This is a genomic window from Citrobacter sp. Cf132, from assembly GCF_030333885.1.
GTDB lineage: Bacteria > Pseudomonadota > Gammaproteobacteria > Enterobacterales > Enterobacteriaceae > Citrobacter > Citrobacter freundii.
In genome coordinates this window covers 22,840-40,547 of the sequence record NZ_JAOWFA010000023.1, presented here as the reverse complement: position 1 = coordinate 40,547, position 17,708 = coordinate 22,840, and the positions used below count along the sequence as shown (strand labels likewise).

The 17,708-nt window shown below is 52.2% G+C and carries 15 protein-coding genes; 8 read left to right on the top strand and 7 right to left on the bottom strand.

Annotated elements, in window-relative coordinates; all coding sequences use genetic code 11:
• Nucleotides 1–9: 9 nt before the first annotated feature.
• The 4 genes from hslV to priA form a co-directional block, all read right to left on the bottom strand.
• Nucleotides 10–540, bottom strand: a complete 531-nt coding sequence (gene hslV / locus OGV85_RS00695; RefSeq protein ID WP_003028805.1) for an ATP-dependent protease subunit HslV — start codon at nt 538–540, stop codon at nt 10–12.
• Nucleotides 541–631: 91 nt separating this feature from the next.
• Nucleotides 632–1,612 (bottom strand): cell division protein FtsN, encoded by a 981-nt coding sequence (gene ftsN / locus OGV85_RS00690; protein ID WP_003840513.1) that lies wholly within the window; start codon nt 1,610–1,612, stop codon nt 632–634.
• Between the two features lie 93 nt (nt 1,613–1,705).
• Nucleotides 1,706–2,731: a DNA-binding transcriptional regulator CytR gene (gene cytR, locus OGV85_RS00685; RefSeq protein WP_003028807.1), complete on the bottom strand. Its 1,026-nt coding sequence runs from the start codon at nt 2,729–2,731 to the stop codon at nt 1,706–1,708.
• 156 nt (nt 2,732–2,887) lie between these two features.
• A complete protein-coding gene (priA, locus tag OGV85_RS00680; protein WP_181522674.1) occupies nt 2,888–5,086 on the bottom strand; it encodes a primosomal protein N' in 2,199 nt (732 codons plus the stop codon).
• 204 nt (nt 5,087–5,290) lie between these two features.
• Here priA and rpmE point away from each other — a divergent pair, with 204 nt between their 5' ends.
• The 3 genes from rpmE to OGV85_RS00665 all read left to right on the top strand — a co-directional run bounded on the left by rpmE (nt 5,291) and on the right by OGV85_RS00665 (nt 8,023).
• Nucleotides 5,291–5,503: a 50S ribosomal protein L31 gene (gene rpmE / locus OGV85_RS00675; RefSeq protein WP_003028810.1), complete on the top strand. Its 213-nt coding sequence runs from the start codon at nt 5,291–5,293 to the stop codon at nt 5,501–5,503.
• Between the two features lie 336 nt (nt 5,504–5,839).
• Complete coding sequence (locus tag OGV85_RS00670) at nt 5,840–6,520, top strand: oligogalacturonate-specific porin KdgM family protein (protein ID WP_286552897.1); 681 nt, start codon at nt 5,840–5,842, stop codon at nt 6,518–6,520.
• Between the two features lie 78 nt (nt 6,521–6,598).
• Entirely contained in the window at nt 6,599–8,023 is a 1,425-nt protein-coding gene (locus OGV85_RS00665; protein WP_003028813.1) for an MFS transporter, read from the top strand.
• Nucleotides 8,024–8,075: 52 nt separating this feature from the next.
• Here the strand turns inward: OGV85_RS00665 and metJ are convergent, their stop codons facing one another.
• Nucleotides 8,076–8,393, bottom strand: a complete 318-nt coding sequence (gene metJ, locus OGV85_RS00660) for a met regulon transcriptional regulator MetJ (protein WP_003028816.1) — start codon at nt 8,391–8,393, stop codon at nt 8,076–8,078.
• A gap of 264 nt (nt 8,394–8,657) precedes the next feature.
• Here metJ and metB point away from each other — a divergent pair, with 264 nt between their 5' ends.
• Nucleotides 8,658–9,818, top strand: coding sequence for a cystathionine gamma-synthase (gene metB / locus OGV85_RS00655; protein ID WP_003028818.1), 1,161 nt, complete (start codon nt 8,658–8,660; stop codon nt 9,816–9,818).
• Nucleotides 9,819–9,820: 2 nt separating this feature from the next.
• Nucleotides 9,821–12,253: a bifunctional aspartate kinase/homoserine dehydrogenase II gene (metL, locus tag OGV85_RS00650; RefSeq protein WP_061548042.1), complete on the top strand. Its 2,433-nt coding sequence runs from the start codon at nt 9,821–9,823 to the stop codon at nt 12,251–12,253.
• 35 nt (nt 12,254–12,288) lie between these two features.
• Here the strand turns inward: metL and OGV85_RS00645 are convergent, their stop codons facing one another.
• Nucleotides 12,289–13,452 carry a hypothetical protein gene (locus OGV85_RS00645; RefSeq protein ID WP_061548043.1) on the bottom strand — a complete coding sequence of 388 codons (1,164 nt, stop codon included), beginning with the start codon at nt 13,450–13,452 and terminating at the stop codon, nt 12,289–12,291.
• A 133-nt stretch (nt 13,453–13,585) separates the two neighbouring features.
• Here OGV85_RS00645 and OGV85_RS00640 point away from each other — a divergent pair, with 133 nt between their 5' ends.
• Nucleotides 13,586–15,142, top strand: coding sequence for a bifunctional metallophosphatase/5'-nucleotidase (locus tag OGV85_RS00640; protein ID WP_048216984.1), 1,557 nt, complete (start codon nt 13,586–13,588; stop codon nt 15,140–15,142).
• Between the two features lie 38 nt (nt 15,143–15,180).
• On the opposite strand, the gene OGV85_RS00635 is transcribed toward OGV85_RS00640, so the two are convergent.
• Nucleotides 15,181–15,558 (bottom strand): carboxymuconolactone decarboxylase family protein, encoded by a 378-nt coding sequence (locus OGV85_RS00635; protein WP_061548044.1) that lies wholly within the window; start codon nt 15,556–15,558, stop codon nt 15,181–15,183.
• Between the two features lie 89 nt (nt 15,559–15,647).
• On the opposite strand from OGV85_RS00635, the gene OGV85_RS00630 reads away from it, so the two are divergent.
• Nucleotides 15,648–16,556, top strand: a complete 909-nt coding sequence (locus OGV85_RS00630; protein ID WP_061548045.1) for a LysR family transcriptional regulator — start codon at nt 15,648–15,650, stop codon at nt 16,554–16,556.
• A gap of 157 nt (nt 16,557–16,713) precedes the next feature.
• Nucleotides 16,714–17,601: a methylenetetrahydrofolate reductase gene (gene metF / locus OGV85_RS00625; protein ID WP_003028830.1), complete on the top strand. Its 888-nt coding sequence runs from the start codon at nt 16,714–16,716 to the stop codon at nt 17,599–17,601.
• The last annotated feature ends 107 nt before the right edge of the window (nt 17,602–17,708 follow it).

Sequence of the window (17,708 nt, the reverse complement as noted above, 5' to 3'; positions counted from 1 at the left end):
GGGGGATCCTTACGCTTTGGAGTTCAATTCTTCGATGGTATGGAAGTGGTTGGTATAAATGCAGATATCCCCTGCAATATCCAACGCTTTCTCAGCAATCTCGCGTGCGCCAAGCTCGGTGTTTTCCAGCAGAGCGCGTGCAGCAGCTTGGGCGTAGGGACCGCCGGAGCCGATGGCAATCAGATCGTTTTCTGGCTGGATGACGTCGCCGTTACCGGTGATGATGAGCGATGCCGTTTCATCTGCGACGGCCAGCAGCGCTTCGAGTTTGCGCAGCATACGGTCTGTACGCCAGTCTTTTGCCAGTTCAACGGCAGCCTTCACCAGGTGACCCTGGTGCATTTCCAGCTTGCGTTCAAACAGTTCAAACAGCGTGAATGCATCCGCAGTACCGCCCGCAAAGCCCGCGATGACTTTGTCGTTGTAAAGACGGCGGACTTTCTTCACGTTGCCTTTCATTACGGTGTTACCCAGTGTGGCCTGACCATCACCGGCGATTACCACATGGCCGTTACGGCGTACGCTTACTATTGTTGTCACGAGCAGACCCCTTGGTTACAAATGCAATGTACAGGCCCCGCACAGTGTGCGGGGCGTAATGCAAGTATAGATGGGGGGGATTTTGGGGGTTTCAACCCCCAGTGGCGAGTCGAATGCAGTTTGTGTGACCAGCAACCTTCAGGCGGCTGATAGTGTTGTCGGCATTCTCTTTGCCTTTGACCGGACCAATGACCACGCGATTCCAGCCGTTATTGGTGGTAATACGCGAGTTGAACCCTTCAAAGGCCAGCTGCGCGCGCACGGTTTCTGCCTGCTCAGCGCCTTTAAATGACCCGCACTGAACCATCCAGCGGCGTTCATCTTTTTTCTCCGCCGTCTGTTTTGGCGGCTGCGTTTCATTCGTTATTGGCGCGGCCGGTTGCGTTTTCGGCTGAGCGGCGGTGGTATGCGCAGGCGTTTGCAGCAAATCCTGATACGGCTGTTGCGCCGCCGGTTTTGGCTGTGCTTTCGGCTGCTGTACCGGCGCGGTTTGCGCCGTACGCGTTTGCGGCTGCTGGTAAGGCTGTTCCGCTACCCGTGGTTGCGTGCGCGGCTGTTGAGCCTGCTGCTGCGTGTTGGCCCATTGCTGTTGCTGTACCTGACGCTGGCGCTGCAACGTTTGCTGACGCTGTTCAGGCGTTTGTTCGTTCCACGGCACTTCGTTGAGCTGCGTTGGCTGTTGACGCATATCAGCCTGCATTTGCGCCAATAGCTGGCGCTGCTCATTGGTTAGCTGATCGGCGTTCAGCACCTCGCCGCCGGCAGACGGTTCGGTAGGCGCACGTACGCCAGGCTGACGGCTTTCCAGCTCTTTAATGTATCGCCAGCGCTCTTCCGGTTTTGGCGGGATGCCATTACCGGTGACTTTCTGGTTTTGCAGCGTTTCGGACTCTTCTTTCTTGTGATGCGTAATGAAGTACAGACCACCGATAAAGGTCACGAGTACGGCTGCAGCAATAGCAACCATTGCGGGCGATACCGCAGGCGTATTGCGTTGTTTTTTCCGTGATGTGCTCTTCTTGCGCCGCGAAGGTGCCGGTTGGCCGCGACGTACATAATCTCGTTGTGCCACTATCGTTTCGCTGTATTTATTCGTTCGTCAGCCCGCCATGTTACTTAAGCGGCGGGCCTTTGACCAGACAGGGGAGTCCGAAAGCACTTTACTTTACGTCAGTGCCCGGGTAGTACCCCGAATAATAAGCTCGCAGTCCAGTAAACGTGAGCCACTGCTGACGTTCTGTCCTTGTAATTGATCGAGCAGTAACAGCATAGCTTCACGTCCGATATCGAAACGCGGCTGTGCGACGGTTGTCAGGGGTGGATCACAAAATTCCGCGAGCGAAATGTTATCGAAGCCGATAATCGATAAATCGTCGGGCACCTTCAGGCCCTGACGTTTGGCGTAAGAGAGGGCGCCAAGCGCCATGACATCGCTGTGACAAAAGACCGCGGTAGGCGGCTGTGGTAGCGCCAGGAGCTGTTTAAGCGCATTGGCTCCCGCTTCATAGGTAAAGTCACCGCGCGCGATGAAATGCGGATCGACCGTAATTCCGCTGCGACGTAGTGCCTGAACGTAACCTTGCAGACGATAATGGCACAGCGGCATATCTTCGGGCCCGGCGATACAGCCAATGCGTTTATGCCCCAGTTCCAGCAGATAGTTCATCGCGTTGAAGGCGGCGGTGAGGTTATCAATGTGCACGGTGGGCAGTTCCAGCTCTGGCGCGAACTCGTTGGACATAACCATCGGTGGCAAGTTGCGTTGCTCTTCCACGCTGGCATCAAACGGCAGGCGCGAGCTGAGCAGCACCATGCCATCGATCTGCTTGGTAATTATGAGGTTGAGGAAGGTCTTTTCCTGCTGGTTCTGGTGCGCGCAATCGCCGATAAGCACCAGATATCCCTGTTCTGCGGCGGTGACTTCGATGCCACGAATCACTTCGCTAAAAAACGGATCGCAGATATCCGGCACAATCACCAGAATGGTACGCGATTCATTACGCTTAACGTTACGTCCCATTGATTGGGGTAAATATCCCACTTCAAGCGCTGCCTGCTCAACCTTGTTACGGGTTGACTGCGAGACTTTGTCTGGGTTCATTAATGCGCGGGATACGGTTGCCGTTGAGACTTTCGCCTTCAGAGCAACATCTTTCATCGTAGCGGCGGCAACCTGCTTATTCGGTTTCACTCTTTCTCCTCGCCAGAGAGCTGCTGGCACAGACTCGTCCTTGAATAGCCTTCATCTGAAACATTTTTATCAGATAGTGAATGGAAGCGGTTACAGAATTTTCATAAAAAGTGTGATGGATATTTAATTTTACGATCCGCCTCGCATCGTGAGGGATTATCCCTCGATGGGATCGACATCCAGCACCCATTTAACCTTACGTGCATCGGGTAACGTATTAATCAGCGCCAGCGTTCCGCTGACGATATGCTGCAGGCGAATTCGCGACGGGTGCTGCAACAAAATTTGCCAGCGATAGCGACCGCCACGTTTGGGCGCCAGGGCGGGAACTGGACCTAACACCCACAGTTTTTCATCGGCCAGCGGACTGGCCTGAATCAGATTTCGTAACTGCTGTAAGAACATCGGCGCATGCTGGTTGTTGTGATCTTCTGCCCGCACGATCACATGGCTGGTCCATGGGGGAAGCTGGAGCGTTTGTCGCTCTGCCAGCGCCTGCTCGGCAAAGGCGTCATACCCTTTATACAGCAAGGTTTGCAGCAGCGGATGTTCAGGGTGGTGCGTTTGCAGTACCACTTCGCCCTGCTTCCCGGCGCGACCGGCACGCCCGGAAACCTGCGTGTAGAGCTGGGCGAAGCGTTCTGCCGACCGGAAATCTGCGGAGAACAGCGCGCCGTCAACGTCCAGCAGCGCCACCAGGGTGACGTCCGGGAAATGGTGGCCTTTCGCCAGCATTTGCGTGCCGATCAGGATTCGCGCGCCGCCGCGATGCACTTCCGCCAGATGCTGCTCCAGCGAGCCTTTGCGGCTGGTAGTGTCGCGATCGATGCGTGAGATTGGCACGCCGGGGAAAAAAGGCACCAGAGCCTGCTCAAGCTGTTCGGTTCCGAGTCCTACCGGAACCATGTGCGTTGAGCCGCAGGAAGGGCATTGACGCGGTATCGGACGCTGACTGTCGCAGTGATGGCAGCGCAGATGGTGTTGCGCCTGATGCAGCGTGTAGTAGTGATCGCAGCGCGGGCATTCAGCAATCCAGCCACAGTCGTGGCACAGCAGGGCAGGCGCAAAACCCCGGCGGTTTAAAAACAGGATCACCTGGTTATCCGCTTGCAGATGCTGACGCATACGGGCGATAAGCGCAGGGGCGAGCCCGGCCTGTACCTGCTGACCCTTGAGATCCAGCACGTGCTGAATGGCTGGGCGTGCATTCCCGGCACGGCGCGTCAGGCGCAACATGCGGTATTTTTTCTGCCGCACGTTGCACAGCGTTTCCAGCGCAGGGGTGGCTGAGCCGAGAATGATGGGAATTTGTTCGCTATGGGCGCGATAAACCGCGAGGTCGCGCGCATGATAACGCCAGCCTTCCTGCTGTTTATAAGAGCTGTCGTGCTCTTCGTCGATGACAATCACGCCCAGATTTTTAAACGGCGTAAACAGCGACGAGCGCGTGCCGATAACAATTGCCGCTTCACCATTTTTCGCCTTCAGCCATGCCGAAAGACGTTCACTGTCATTTAAACCCGAGTGCAGAACTTCGACCGGCGCATTGAAGCGTTCGCGAAAACGGGCAATAGTTTGCGGCGTCAGGCCAATCTCCGGCACCATTACCAGTGCCTGTTTGCCCTGAGCGAGCACATTTTCCAGTACGCTTAAATAGACCTCTGTTTTACCCGATCCCGTCACGCCCGCTAATAGCCAGGCGCTAAAACTGTCAGATGCGCTGTGGATCGCCCCGACGGCGGTGGCCTGTTCGGTATTCAGCCGCAGACGCTCACCGGAAACCGCGTAGTGCGTACGCCAGTCGCTAAAGCCTGGCGTTTCGCTCGCCAGGGAGCACAGCCCTTTTTTCCGCAGCGCCTGTAATGCGGCGTCATTAAATTCCAGTTCAGCCACCTGGTCGCGCCAGATTTTTCCCTGGCGTAGCGCAGCCAGCGCCTGTTGCTGCTTAGGAGAACGCTTCAGGCTGTTGAGGTCAATAACTTGGCCTTCTTCAGTGGCAAACCAGTACCACATGGGCGCGTTTGTCGCCGGACGTCCCTGGCGCAGTAAAATTGGCAGAGCGTGAAACAGTACGTCACCGATAGGATGATGATAATAATCCGCCGCCCACAACAGCAGACGCCAGACAGAGGTCGAGTAGACCGGTTCGCTGTCCAGCACTTCGAGAACGGCTTTCAATTCGCTCCGCGGTAGTTCACTGTGCTCGCTGACGGACAGGACGATACCCACGCGCTCCTGCTGCTTGCCAAAAGGCACGCGTACACGACACCCGGCTTTGGCGCTCAAGCCTTCCGGCAGGAGGTAGTCAAAGGTGCGAGGTAGCGGAACAGGTAAGGCAACGTGCGCAACGGGCATTGAATCATCCTGACTTGAAATCTGGCGGGTTAGTATACACATTAGTGGAGGGTAGAATGCGGATCAGTTTGCATGAGCAGGTTAATTTCTGTATGATTCGCCGCCTTTGATACAAATTTGTATCACTGACCTATACTATTAACATCGCGTGGTGTCTGGCGTTAGGGCTGGAAGAGCGACGCGGCCTTAAACCGAGGTTTTCCCATGAAAAAAGATATTCACCCGAAATACGAAGAAATTACTGCAAACTGCTCTTGCGGTAACGTCATTAAAATCCGCTCTACTGTCGGTCACGATCTGAACCTCGACGTGTGCAGCAAGTGCCACCCGTTCTATACTGGCAAGCAGCGTGATGTTGCTACCGGTGGCCGTGTTGATCGCTTCAACAAGCGTTTCAGCATCCCAGGCAGCAAGTAAGTTCAGCTGTCAGAAAAAAGCGCCTTATGGCGCTTTTTTTGTATCTGCGCTTGAAGACTAAAATTTATATTGATGTGTTGAATAGTGTTTTTATTTAACAAATGAAACGGCGTTTTTATTTTTTAGGTAAAATGTTTCTACTGGTGATCTGCGTCATTTTTATCTTCTGATTTCTGCCACTCATGCCAATTGTTGGCAAAATACCAAAGGTTTCTGCTTTCTTTCTAAAATACACTTTCATGGAAATATAAAATTATTCTTAATCCTTCATCGTTTCCCATTAATGGACGGGACGAGTTGGGTAATTTCCGTTGTTGAGTGTGAAGAGGGATTGTCATGAAATTTAAATCTGCGTTATTACTGATTCCATTATTCTCTGCGGCCGCACAAGCGGGTTATGTTGATTACCGGCATGAATATTATGACGATGGGCGTAATTACGATCGTGTTTATATGTCTCACCGTTTTGCGACTGGTTTTGGTGTCGCAGTCGAAGCCATTTCACGTTCCGAAGATACGCAATCTAATGATGCGTGGAATAATATGGAGAGTAATGGCAATGAGTATACGGCAAGCTACCAGTTTACCTGGCGGGATCTTATCTGGCAGCCAGGTATTGCGATCGAAACGGGCGATAACATCACGATTTATAAACCTTACATCCGCGTGCAGTACAACATTAACGACAGCTGGTGGACCGCGTTCCGCTATCGTCAGGAGTACATGCGCAGAAACACTGACGGCAAAGATGACCGCATGGTCTATCGTCCGGAAGCCTGGCTTGGTTATAACGTCAATGACTGGATGTTTGAGCTAAATGGTATTTATAAAATTGCCGATAGCGAAGATTTATATAACAACCGGAAAGATGATTATGAATATAACTTCCTCGTGGCGTATAAACTAGGCTCTTGGGTTCCATTTGTTGAGGTTGGTAACGTTTCCTCGGGTTATAACACAACAACGACTGACGATCGTCAGACCCGTTATCGTGTCGGTCTTGGTTATAACTTCTAACCGGTAATAGCTTTCATATCGACTGATTACATCGATAAGCATAGTTTGTGTGAATAATATGTCTAAGGAGTTGACATCATGTCTAATGATGGAACTATTATCGGAAATAATGAACCCACTGCCGTCAGACCTTTCGGAATTCGAGATAAAATTGGTTATTTATGTGGTGACCTCGGAACCTGTTTTATTCTTGGCTTAGTTAATAGTTTTTTAATGATTTATTACACTAACGTCCTCGGTATTTCCGGCGTTATCGTTGGCTCACTCTATTTTGTGACCAAACTCTTTGATGCGTTCGTTGATGTTGGTGTAGGGCGCTTATGCGATACCTCTAAATTGACGGTACATGGACGTTTTAACCCGTGGGTGCGTCGCATGAAGTATCCATTTTGCATCATTGCAGTTGTCCTGTTCCTGCCGTTTGTGAATGATTTTTCTTATACGGCGAAAATTATCTACATCTGTTGCTCCTATTTCATTTACGGTTCGCTGTTATCGACCGTGAGTATTCCGTACGGTGCTATGTCTGCGGCGATTAGCTCGAATCCGGATGATCGTGTCTCGCTGTCAACCTGGCGCAGCGTTGGGTCAGCTATCGGCGGTGGGGCAACCGGCTTTTTCATTCCGATCCTGATGTACACCACCCTGGTGGACGGAAGCCAGGTGATTTCCGGGCAACACTTCTTCTGGATTTCCATTGGTTGCGCAGTGCTGGGCTTTATCTTTTTATCCTTGACCTGTCAGTTAACGACCGAACGCGTGCGCGTGGAGAGAAAAGAGAGCATGCCCGTTTCGGTGTTGCTGAAGGGACTGGCACGCAATAAGGCGCTGATTGTTTTAGTGGTTGTGGATTTGCTGATTGTGATTAATCAGGGATTGTCCGGTACCAATATGACTTACCTGTTTAATGACTATTTCCACAATAAAGAGGCGATGTCAGTCGCGTTGCTGTTTACCTTTGGTTCCCTGGTTTTGCTGGCACCATCGGCATCCTGGCTCACAAAGCGGTTTGGTAAAAAAGAGGCCAGCGTCGGCGCGCTACTCTTTGCAGTAGCGATGTATTTGATTATGTACTTCATCCACATTACCGACGCGAAAGTCTATTTGGTTTTCCTGTTCCTGGCGACGTTGGGGGCTGGACTATTCAACCTGATGATTTGGGCGTTTATGACCGATGTGTGTGATTATCACCAGTATGTCACCGGCGATCGCGAGGATGGTACCGTCTATGGTGTGAACTTCTTTGCCCGCAAGGTTGGTCAGGCGTGTGCAGGAGCCATTGGCGGCTTTATGTTGGCCATCATTGGTTATCAATCATCTTCAACAGGTGGCGCTGTGCAAACCAGCATTGTGCAGGAAAATATTTATACGATGGCGAATCTCTTGCCGGCACTATGCCTGTTTTTGGCGGCGGTCATTCTGATTTATTTCTATCCATTGAACCGTAAAGAGACGCTCAAAATGGAAGAAACATTGAATAAACTTAATGGTATCAGTAAGTAACATAGCGAGAATCGGCGGGAGCAATCCCGCCTTTTCTCATCTGTTCTAACAATCAGTATTCCCACGTTTCCGGGTTGATACCCAGTTCACGCATGATTACCTTTGCTTCTTCCGGGATTTCATCACTGCGCTCTTTACGCAGGTCTTCATCGTTGGGTAATGGTTGCCCGGTAAAAGCATGCAGAAACGCTTCACACAGCAGTTCACTGTTGGTGGCGTGGCGCAGGTTGTTCACCTGACGACGCGTGCGTTCATCGGTAAGGATTTTTAACACCTTCAGAGGAATGGAAACCGTAATTTTTTTGACTTGCTCACTCTTCTTACCGTGCTCAGCGTATGGGCTGATATATTCGCCGCTCCATTCAGCCATGAGATACCTAATCCTCTTTGTCATTAATATTGAGGCCAGAACCTGAGCCCGGACCATAATTGCGCGTAGTTTATCGTAGTGGCGCGGCCCTGACACGAAGTAGCCGACGCAGATGTACGCTAATGCATATAATTTTAACGGCTATTTCCAGTTTGCTCAATCTATACGCAAAGAAGTTTAGATGTCCAGATGTATTGACGGCTATAGTAACAATGATTACTCTGGTGCCTGACTTTTCACCGACTCAGCCAGGATCTTCTCAATATGACGCGTAAACAGGCCACCATCGCAGTGCGTAGCGGGTTAAATGACGACGAACAGTACGGTTGCGTTGTCCCGCCGATTCACCTCTCCAGCACCTATAACTTTACCGGATTTAATGAACCTCGTGCTCATGACTATTCGCGTCGCGGCAACCCAACGCGTGATGTCGTTCAACGTGCGCTGGCGGAACTGGAAGGTGGTGCAGGTGCTGTACTGACCAATACTGGCATGTCGGCGATTCATTTGGTGACCACTGTCTTCCTTAAGCCTGGCGATCTGCTGGTTGCACCGCACGACTGCTACGGCGGGAGCTACCGACTGTTTGACAGTCTGGCAAAGCGTGGCTGTTATCGCGTCCTGTTTGTCGATCAAGGAGATGAGCAGGCATTGCAGGCCGCATTGGCGGAAAAACCGAAGCTGGTGCTGGTAGAAAGTCCAAGCAACCCGCTGCTGCGCGTGGTGGATATTGCGAAAATCTGCCAGTTGGCGCGCGAGGCTGGCGCGGTCAGCGTGGTGGACAACACTTTTTTAAGCCCGGCACTGCAAAATCCACTGGCATTAGGCGCCGATCTGGTGTTGCATTCATGCACGAAATATTTAAACGGTCACTCAGACGTGGTGGCTGGTGTGGTTATAGCCAAAGATCCGGAAACGGTCACTGAACTGGCATGGTGGGCGAATAATATTGGTGTGACCGGCGGCGCGTTTGATAGTTATCTGCTGTTGCGCGGCCTGCGTACTTTGTCTCCTCGTATGGAGGTGGCGCAACGTAATGCTCAGGCGATAGTCGATTATCTGCAAACTCAGCCGCTGGTGAAAAAATTGTATCACCCGTCATTGCCGGATAATCAGGGCCATGAGATTGCTGCGCGTCAGCAAAAAGGCTTTGGCGCGATGTTAAGTTTTGAACTGGATGGCGATGAGCAAACGCTGCGCCGTTTCCTCGGCGGGTTGTCATTGTTTACGCTGGCGGAATCGTTAGGGGGCGTTGAAAGTCTGATCTCCCACGCCGCAACCATGACACACGCGGGCATGGCACCAGAAGCGCGTGCTGCTGCCGGAATTTCCGAAACGCTGCTGCGTATCTCCACCGGTATTGAAGATGGCGAAGATTTAATTGCCGACCTGGAAAATGGCTTCCGGGCTGCAAACAAGGGGTAAACATGAGTGTGATTGCGCAGGCAGGGGCGAAGGGTCGTCAACTGCACAAATTTGGTGGTAGTAGTCTGGCAGACGTGAAATGTTATCTGCGTGTCGCAGGCATTATGGCGGATTACTCGCAGCCTGATGACATGATGGTTGTTTCAGCCGCAGGCAGTACCACTAACCAGTTGATTAGCTGGCTGAAATTAAGCCAGACCGATCGCCTTTCTGCGCATCAGGTTCAACAGGCGTTACGTCGCTATCAAAGTGAGCTTATCAGCGGTTTGTTACCTCCCGAGGTGGCGGATGGACTGATTGGCGCGTTTATTCACGATCTGGAACGCCTGGCTGGGTTACTCGACAGCGGCGTGAACGATGCCGTCTATGCTGAGGTTGTTGGGCATGGCGAGGTATGGTCCGCGCGTTTGATGTCTGCCGTCCTTAATCAACAGGGGCTGGAGTCGGCCTGGCTGGATGCGCGCGATTTTTTACGTGCTGAACGCGGTGCCCAGCCGCAGGTCGATGAAGGTCTTTCTTACCCATTACTGCAGCAACTGTTGGCGCAGCATCCGGGTAAACGCCTGGTGGTTACCGGCTTTATTAGCCGCAGCAATGCCGGTGAAACAGTGCTACTGGGGCGTAACGGTTCTGACTACTCGGCGACGCAGGTTGGTGCGCTGGCGGGCGTTTCCCGAGTAACTATCTGGAGCGATGTCGCTGGGGTTTACAGCGCGGATCCGCGTAAAGTAAAAGACGCCTGTTTGCTGCCGCTGCTGCGCCTGGATGAAGCCAGCGAGCTGGCGCGTCTGGCGGCACCGGTTCTCCATGCCCGTACCTTACAGCCGGTTTCCGGTAGCGATATCGATCTCCAGTTGCGTTGTAGCTATACCCCAGAGCAGGGTTCAACGCGTATTGAGCGAGTACTGGCCTCCGGTACCGGGGCGCGTATTGTGACCAGTCATGATGACGTCTGCCTGATTGAGTTTCTGGTTCCGACTGGCCAGGATTTTAAGCTGGCTTATAAAGAGATTGACCAGGTTTTAAAACGTAGCCAGGTGCGTCCGCTGGCAGTGGGCGTGCATCCTGACCGCCAGCTATTGCAATTTTGCTACACCTCCGAAGTCGCTGACAGCGCGCTGAAAATTCTGGATGAAGCTGGCCTGCCAGGCGAGCTGCGTCTGCGCCAGGGGCTGGCGCTGGTGGCGATGGTCGGGGCGGGTGTCACCCGTAATCCGCTGCACTGCCACCGTTTCTGGCAACAGTTGAAAGGTCAGCCGGTTGAATTCACCTGGCAGTCGGAAGAGGGCATCAGCCTGGTCGCGGTACTGCGTGCTGGGCCAACGGAGAGCCTGATTCAGGGTCTGCATCAGTCAATCTTCCGTGCTGAAAAACGCATTGGTCTGGTGTTGTTCGGCAAAGGCAACATTGGGTCGCGCTGGCTGGAGCTGTTCGCTCGCGAGCAGAGCACGCTCTCGGCGCGTACCGGATTAGAGTTTGTGCTGGCGGGTGTGGTTGATAGCCGTCGTAGCCTGCTGAATTACGAAGGGCTGGATGCCAGCCGCGCGTTAGCTTTCTTTGATGACGAGGCGGTAGAGCAGGATGAAGAGTCTCTATTCCTGTGGATGCGTGCTCACCCGTATGATGATTTAGTGGTGCTGGATGTGACAGCGAGCGAGCAACTGGCGGATCAGTATCTGGATTTTGCCAGCCATGGTTTCCACGTTATCAGCGCCAACAAACTGGCCGGGGCGAGCAGCAGTAATAATTACCGCCAGATTCATGACGCTTTCGAAAAAACGGGTCGCCACTGGTTATATAACGCCACCGTGGGTGCAGGTTTGCCGATCAACCATACCGTGCGCGATCTGATTGATAGTGGCGATACCATTTTGTCGATCAGCGGGATCTTCTCCGGCACGTTGTCGTGGTTGTTCCTGCAATTTGATGGCACAGTCCCATTCACCGATCTGGTGGATCAGGCATGGCAACAGGGTCTGACTGAACCCGATCCGCGCGTAGATCTTTCCGGCAAAGATGTGATGCGTAAGCTGGTGATTCTGGCGCGTGAAGCGGGTTACGACATCGAACCGGACCAGGTTCGCGTGGAATCGCTGGTGCCTGCGCATTGTGAAGAAGGCTCTATTGACCATTTCTTTGAGAATGGCGATGAGCTGAACGAGCAGATGGTGCAGCGTCTGGAAGCGGCGCGTGAAATGGGGCTGGTGCTGCGCTATGTGGCGCGTTTTGATGCTAACGGCAAAGCTCGCGTTGGTGTTGAAGCGGTTCGCCCTGAACACCCGCTGGCGGCGCTGTTGCCGTGCGATAACGTATTCGCCATAGAGAGCCGCTGGTATCGCGATAACCCGCTGGTGATCCGTGGACCGGGCGCAGGTCGTGACGTCACCGCTGGGGCGATTCAGTCTGACATCAACCGTTTGGCGCAGTTGCTGTAGTTTGCGTTGCAGGGTGGCGCTTACGCTTATCCGGCCTAACTATGACACAAACCGTAGGCCCGGTAAGCAGCAGCGCCACCGGGCAAATTCAAGGCGTTGTATTTATCTGCCAGCGTCCTTATCGTCTGAAACACCGAATGAGCCGAGTAACGGGCGCTATCCCGAAACTCCGCCTGCTGCTGTAACCAGGCGAGAAAATGGTGGCCTGCCGCCAGTGTGATTGACGCCCCTTTTTCAACCTGACCCTCCGTTAACAGACACACCATTTTGCGTGTGTCGCCTTGTTGCCAAATTTGCCACTGGTTTCGCCACCACCCCTGCCAGGTTTTACCCAGTAATCGCCAGGGCAGTGTGCACTTATCGCTATTGATCTCTTCATCAATAAACCAAAGCGAAGCGTGATGATCGCGATATTGCTGCGCCCATGCGGTAATCGCCGCGCCGCGCAGAAAACATTCGTGGGCAATAATGTGCGTTTTTACCTCAGGCCAGAGATGGCTCAGTATGCGGAAATGTCCGTGCGCGGTAATGACCGGGCGTAAAACTGCGCCGTTGGCATTTCGTTTGAGCATGGCACTGCCGTACTGGATTTCATCAAACTGGCTGCGGCGTAAAAACAGGGTTTCCCTCTGTCTTACTCGTTCAACGATATCGTCATGAATGACCGTAGGTTCAACGTTGTTACGCCAGCGGTATCGTAATGTATCCCCTACGAGATGGGGCGTGAAATTACTGGAAATATGCAAAATATTGCCGCGAATAGCGTCAAAACTGAGTAATACATAAAGTTTCTGGTCGGTGCAGGCTCCCTGAAAAGGGACGATTAAGGGAACCGTCGCTATTTGTTCTGGTGGAACAATGGTGGTGAGCGGCTGCTGCTTTGGTGTCCAGACTTGTTTGCAGCTCCGGCACTGAATGCGTTGGCTGCCCTGAGGATTATGCCCATAGAGGATGGTTTCCCGCTGATAACATCGTGGGCAAAAATGACCGCTTTGGGCGGCAAAATCCGTTAAATATGCTGACAACCACCCACCAAACTGTTCCTCATTAAACAGCGGGGGATAGCTGCCGCATGCCCGGCAATGCAGCGCAGCATAACCCAACCGATACTCGGGCCAGCTGTAATCTGGTGAGCTCGCCAGCCCCAGATTTTTACAGCCGAAGGACTTACAGCAATTGATGGTGAACAGTGACGTCATCGTATTACCAACGATTTTTAATGGTCGTTGATTTTGACCTGCGACTATCACCAGTGGATGTGAGTTTTCTCACATAAAAAAACCTTTCAGAACGTAACGTAGCGATTCTTTATATGACTGAAAGGGATTGATTATGAAGTTAAAAATGCTTGCTGTTGGTGTTCTGGTATCGTTGCCGCTTTGGGCGAGTGCCAAAGATGTCACGATTATCTATACCAACGATCTTCACGCCCACGTTGAACCTTATAAAGTCCCATGGATTGCTAATGGCACGCGTGATATTGGTGGTTGGGCTAATATCACGACGATGGTGAAGCAGGAAAAAACGAAAAATAGCGCCACCTGGTTTTTTGATGCCGGTGATTATTTTACCGGGCCGTATATCAGCAGCCTGACCAAGGGTAAGGCGATTATCGATATCATGAACACCATGAATTTTGATGCTGTCACCATGGGTAATCATGAATTCGATCACGGTTGGGATAACACGCTACTACAACTGAGTCAGGCGAAATTCCCCATCGTGCAGGGTAATATCTTTTATCAGAACAGCAGCAAAATGTTCTGGGATAAGCCTTACACCATTATTGAAAAAGATGGCGTGAAGATTGGTGTGATTGGCCTGCACGGCGTGTTTGCTTTTGATGATACGGTTTCTGCTGCGACACGTGTCGGTATTGAAGCGCGGGATGAAGTGAAGTGGTTGCAACGCTATATCGATGAGCTTAAAGGTAAAGTCGATCTCACTGTGGCGCTGATCCATGAAGGTACGCCAGCGCGTCAGTCTAGTCAGGGAAGTACAGATGTGCGCCGTGCATTGGATAAAGACATCCAGACCGCAGGTCAGGTAAAGGGGCTGGATATCCTGATTACCGGCCATGCGCATGTGGGCACGCCGGAGCCGATTAAAGTCGGTAACACTCTGATTCTTTCTACCGACAGCGGCGGTATTGATGTGGGTAAACTGGTGCTGGATTATCAGCAGAAACCGCATCAATTTACCGTGAAGAACTTCGAGCTGAAGACCATTTATGCTGATGAGTGGCAGCCAGACCCGCAGACGAAACAGGTCATTGATGGCTGGAATAAAAAGCTTGATAAGGTGGTACAACAGACGGTTGCAAACTCTCCGGTTGAGCTGACGCGTGCTTACGGTGAATCTTCTTCGTTGGGCAATCTGGCGGCGGATGCGTTGCTGGTGGCGGCAGGTAAAGATACTCAATTAGCGCTCACTAATTCGGGCGGTATCCGTAATGAAATCCCAGCAGGTGCTATCACGATGGGTGCAGTCATTAGCACCTTCCCGTTCCCCAACGAGCTGGCAACAATGGATCTCACCGGTAAACAGTTGCGTAGCCTGATGGAGCACGGCGCGGGTTTAAGCAACGGTGTATTGCAGGTGTCCAAAGGACTGGAGATGAAGTATGACAGCAGTAAACCAGTCGGTCAGCGCGTCACCGTACTAACGTTAAACGGTAAACCGATTGAGGATGCCACGGTTTATCACATAGCCACCAATAGCTTCCTGGCAGACGGCGGTGATGGTTTTACGGCATTTACCGAAGGAAAAACGCGAAATACCTCCGGAGGTTACTATGTCTCTAATGCTGTCGTTGACTATTTCAAGGCGGGAAATACGCTGACGGATGAGCAGCTTAAAGGCATGCGTGTGGCAGATGTGAAACCATAGTGAGCTCAGGCCAGCAGACAATCCGCTGGCCTGTTGTTTTAGCCTCTGTGAGAGGAAAACACCTCTTTCGCGGCGAACAAACCATTGAGTGCGGCAGGGAAGCCGGCATATACGGCCATCTGCATAATCACTTCAACGATCTCATCCTGCTTTAAACCAACGTGTAATGCCGCGCCAATATGCACTTTCAACTGCGGGGCGGCATTGCCCATTGCCGTTAACGCGGCGACAGTGGCAATTTCCCGGCTGCGCAGGTCCAGACCTGGACGTGCATAGATGTCGCCAAACGGAAATTCCAGCAGGTAGCGGGCAAAATCCGGCGCGATATCCTTCAGGCTCTCAACGACGGCCTCTCCCCCTTTACCATCTACCTGTTGCAGCATTTTCTGGCCGGTAATAAAACGTTCTGATTCCATGATTTTTCCCTCGTAGGTGTGGCGTATGGCGAGAGAATAGGGGGCGTAGAATGATTTGGATAATACCGTTTCCGTGATACCTTTTCGGTATGACAACATCGCCATTACACTCTCTGGATATTCGCCTGCTGCGCTACTTTTCCGTAGTAGCGGAAGAGAACAATATGAGCCGGGCTGCGCAGCGCTTGTTTATGTCGCAGCCACCGTTGAGCCGCCACATTCGCCAGCTTGAAGATCGCCTGGGGGTCACGCTGTTTGTCCGTCATACCCGTGGATTAACGCTGACGGAGGACGGCCAGCGCGTACTTGAAATGGTACGCCCGTTGCTTGATCTCCAGGACAAAACCTACGCTGCGTTGAGTCAATTAACGCAAGTCGGGGAAGCATCTCTGCGCTTAGGGTTAAGCACGGCGTTTGAACAGGGCGTTTTTGCGGCGCTTGAATCACAGCTGACTACGCATGCGCAGAAGCGACATATTGTCCGTCATGGTTCGCCTGAACTCGCGCGTATGGTGCGTCGTGGAAAGCTGGATGCCGCGCTGGTGGCGTTACCGCTTGAGACTTCGGGGCTTAGCGTCACGCCGCTCGGCTGGCAAGAATCGATGATCGTCGCCTTACCCGCGCTCTGGCCAGAGGCGGCGCTGTCGTCACTCTCATTAAAGTCGCTGAGCCACCGACCGCTGTTCTGGTTCAAACGTGAACGTAACTCTGCCTTTTTTGATTACACCCGACACATTTTTAGTCGTGCCGGTTACGCTCCTGCCTGTATTGAAGAACCGCTGGAACATGACGTGTTGTTGGCGCGGATCGCGCAGGGTGAAGGTCTGAGTCTGCTTCCGGCCTCTTTTTCCGCTATCCAACGTCGGGGTGTGATATTCCTGCCGCTTACCGATACCGAATTGCGTATTAGCACGGGGCTGCTGATGCTGCCTGAAAACGTAAAGAAATTAGAGTGGCTGCAGACGGTCATGGCGCAATCCCTCATCAATTCAGACTGATGTGAATTTTTTTCACGTTGACTGAGTATTCCTCACCTTTAGCGATGATTTTTGTGTTGACGCCAGCATGCTTTTCCGTCATTTTTACATCTAGACGTCTAAACGTATAGCAGTTCACAACACAACATATAACGACAAAAGATTGATGAGGTAAGGTATGAGCTTTTTTCACGCCAACCAGCGGGAAGCCCTGAATCAGAGCCTGGCAGAAGTTGCCGGTCAGATTAACGTTTCATTTGAGTTTTTCCCGCCGCGCACCAGTGAAATGGAGCAAACCCTGTGGAACTCCATCGATCGCCTGAGCAGCCTGAAGCCGAAGTTTGTTTCAGTCACTTACGGTGCAAACTCTGGTGAGCGCGACCGTACGCACAGCATTATTAAAGGCATTAAGGATCGCACTGGCCTTGAAGCGGCTCCGCACCTGACCTGTATTGATGCAACCCGCGATGAGCTGCGGACTATTGCTCAGGACTACTGGAACAACGGTATTCGTCATATTGTTGCCCTGCGCGGTGACCTGCCGCCGGGAAGCGGTAAACCGGATATGTATGCTTCTGACCTGGTGACGCTACTGAAAGACGTTGCAGACTTTGATATCTCCGTTGCGGCTTACCCGGAAGTGCACCCGGAAGCGAAGAGCGCTCAGGCTGATTTGCTGAACCTGAAGCGTAAGGTTGATGCCGGTGCGAACCGGGCGATCACCCAGTTTTTCTTCGATGTAGAAAGCTATCTGCGTTTTCGCGATCGCTGCGTGTCTGCGGGTATCGATGTGGAAATTATTCCGGGTATCCTGCCAGTCTCCAACTTTAAGCAGGCGAAAAAATTTGCCGACATGACCAACGTCCGCATTCCGGCGTGGATGTCGACCATGTTTGATGGTCTGGATGATGACGCGGAAACCCGCAAGCTGGTGGGCGCTAATATCGCCATGGACATGGTGAAGATTCTCAGCCGCGAAGGGGTGAAGGATTTTCACTTCTATACCCTTAATCGTGCCGAGATGAGCTACGCTATTTGTCACACACTGGGTGTAAGACCGAACTAAACAGATCCCAGCCCTCTACGGAGGGCTTTTTGTTGATCATTTTGATCTACATCTCTGTAACGTAAAATATAAAAGGAATTAGCTATCGAATCTGTGGGTTATTTCGA

What these genes read in the sequence shown, in the direction of transcription:
- OGV85_RS00630 (WP_061548045.1), top strand. Translation starts at nt 15,648, where the DNA reads ATGACAACATCGCCATTACACTCTCTGGATATTCGCCTGCTGCGCTAC.
- OGV85_RS00670 (WP_286552897.1), top strand. Translation starts at nt 5,840, where the DNA reads ATGAAATTTAAATCTGCGTTATTACTGATTCCATTATTCTCTGCGGCC.
- metF (WP_003028830.1), top strand. Translation starts at nt 16,714, where the DNA reads ATGAGCTTTTTTCACGCCAACCAGCGGGAAGCCCTGAATCAGAGCCTG.
- metL (WP_061548042.1), top strand. Translation starts at nt 9,821, where the DNA reads ATGAGTGTGATTGCGCAGGCAGGGGCGAAGGGTCGTCAACTGCACAAA.
- OGV85_RS00645 (WP_061548043.1), bottom strand. Translation starts at nt 13,452, where the DNA reads ATGACGTCACTGTTCACCATCAATTGCTGTAAGTCCTTCGGCTGTAAA.
- OGV85_RS00635 (WP_061548044.1), bottom strand. Translation starts at nt 15,558, where the DNA reads ATGGAATCAGAACGTTTTATTACCGGCCAGAAAATGCTGCAACAGGTA.
- priA (WP_181522674.1), bottom strand. Translation starts at nt 5,086, where the DNA reads ATGCCCGTTGCGCACGTTGCCTTACCTGTTCCGCTACCTCGCACCTTT.
- metJ (WP_003028816.1), bottom strand. Translation starts at nt 8,393, where the DNA reads ATGGCTGAATGGAGCGGCGAATATATCAGCCCATACGCTGAGCACGGT.
- OGV85_RS00665 (WP_003028813.1), top strand. Translation starts at nt 6,599, where the DNA reads ATGTCTAATGATGGAACTATTATCGGAAATAATGAACCCACTGCCGTC.
- metB (WP_003028818.1), top strand. Translation starts at nt 8,658, where the DNA reads ATGACGCGTAAACAGGCCACCATCGCAGTGCGTAGCGGGTTAAATGAC.
- rpmE (WP_003028810.1), top strand. Translation starts at nt 5,291, where the DNA reads ATGAAAAAAGATATTCACCCGAAATACGAAGAAATTACTGCAAACTGC.
- OGV85_RS00640 (WP_048216984.1), top strand. Translation starts at nt 13,586, where the DNA reads ATGAAGTTAAAAATGCTTGCTGTTGGTGTTCTGGTATCGTTGCCGCTT.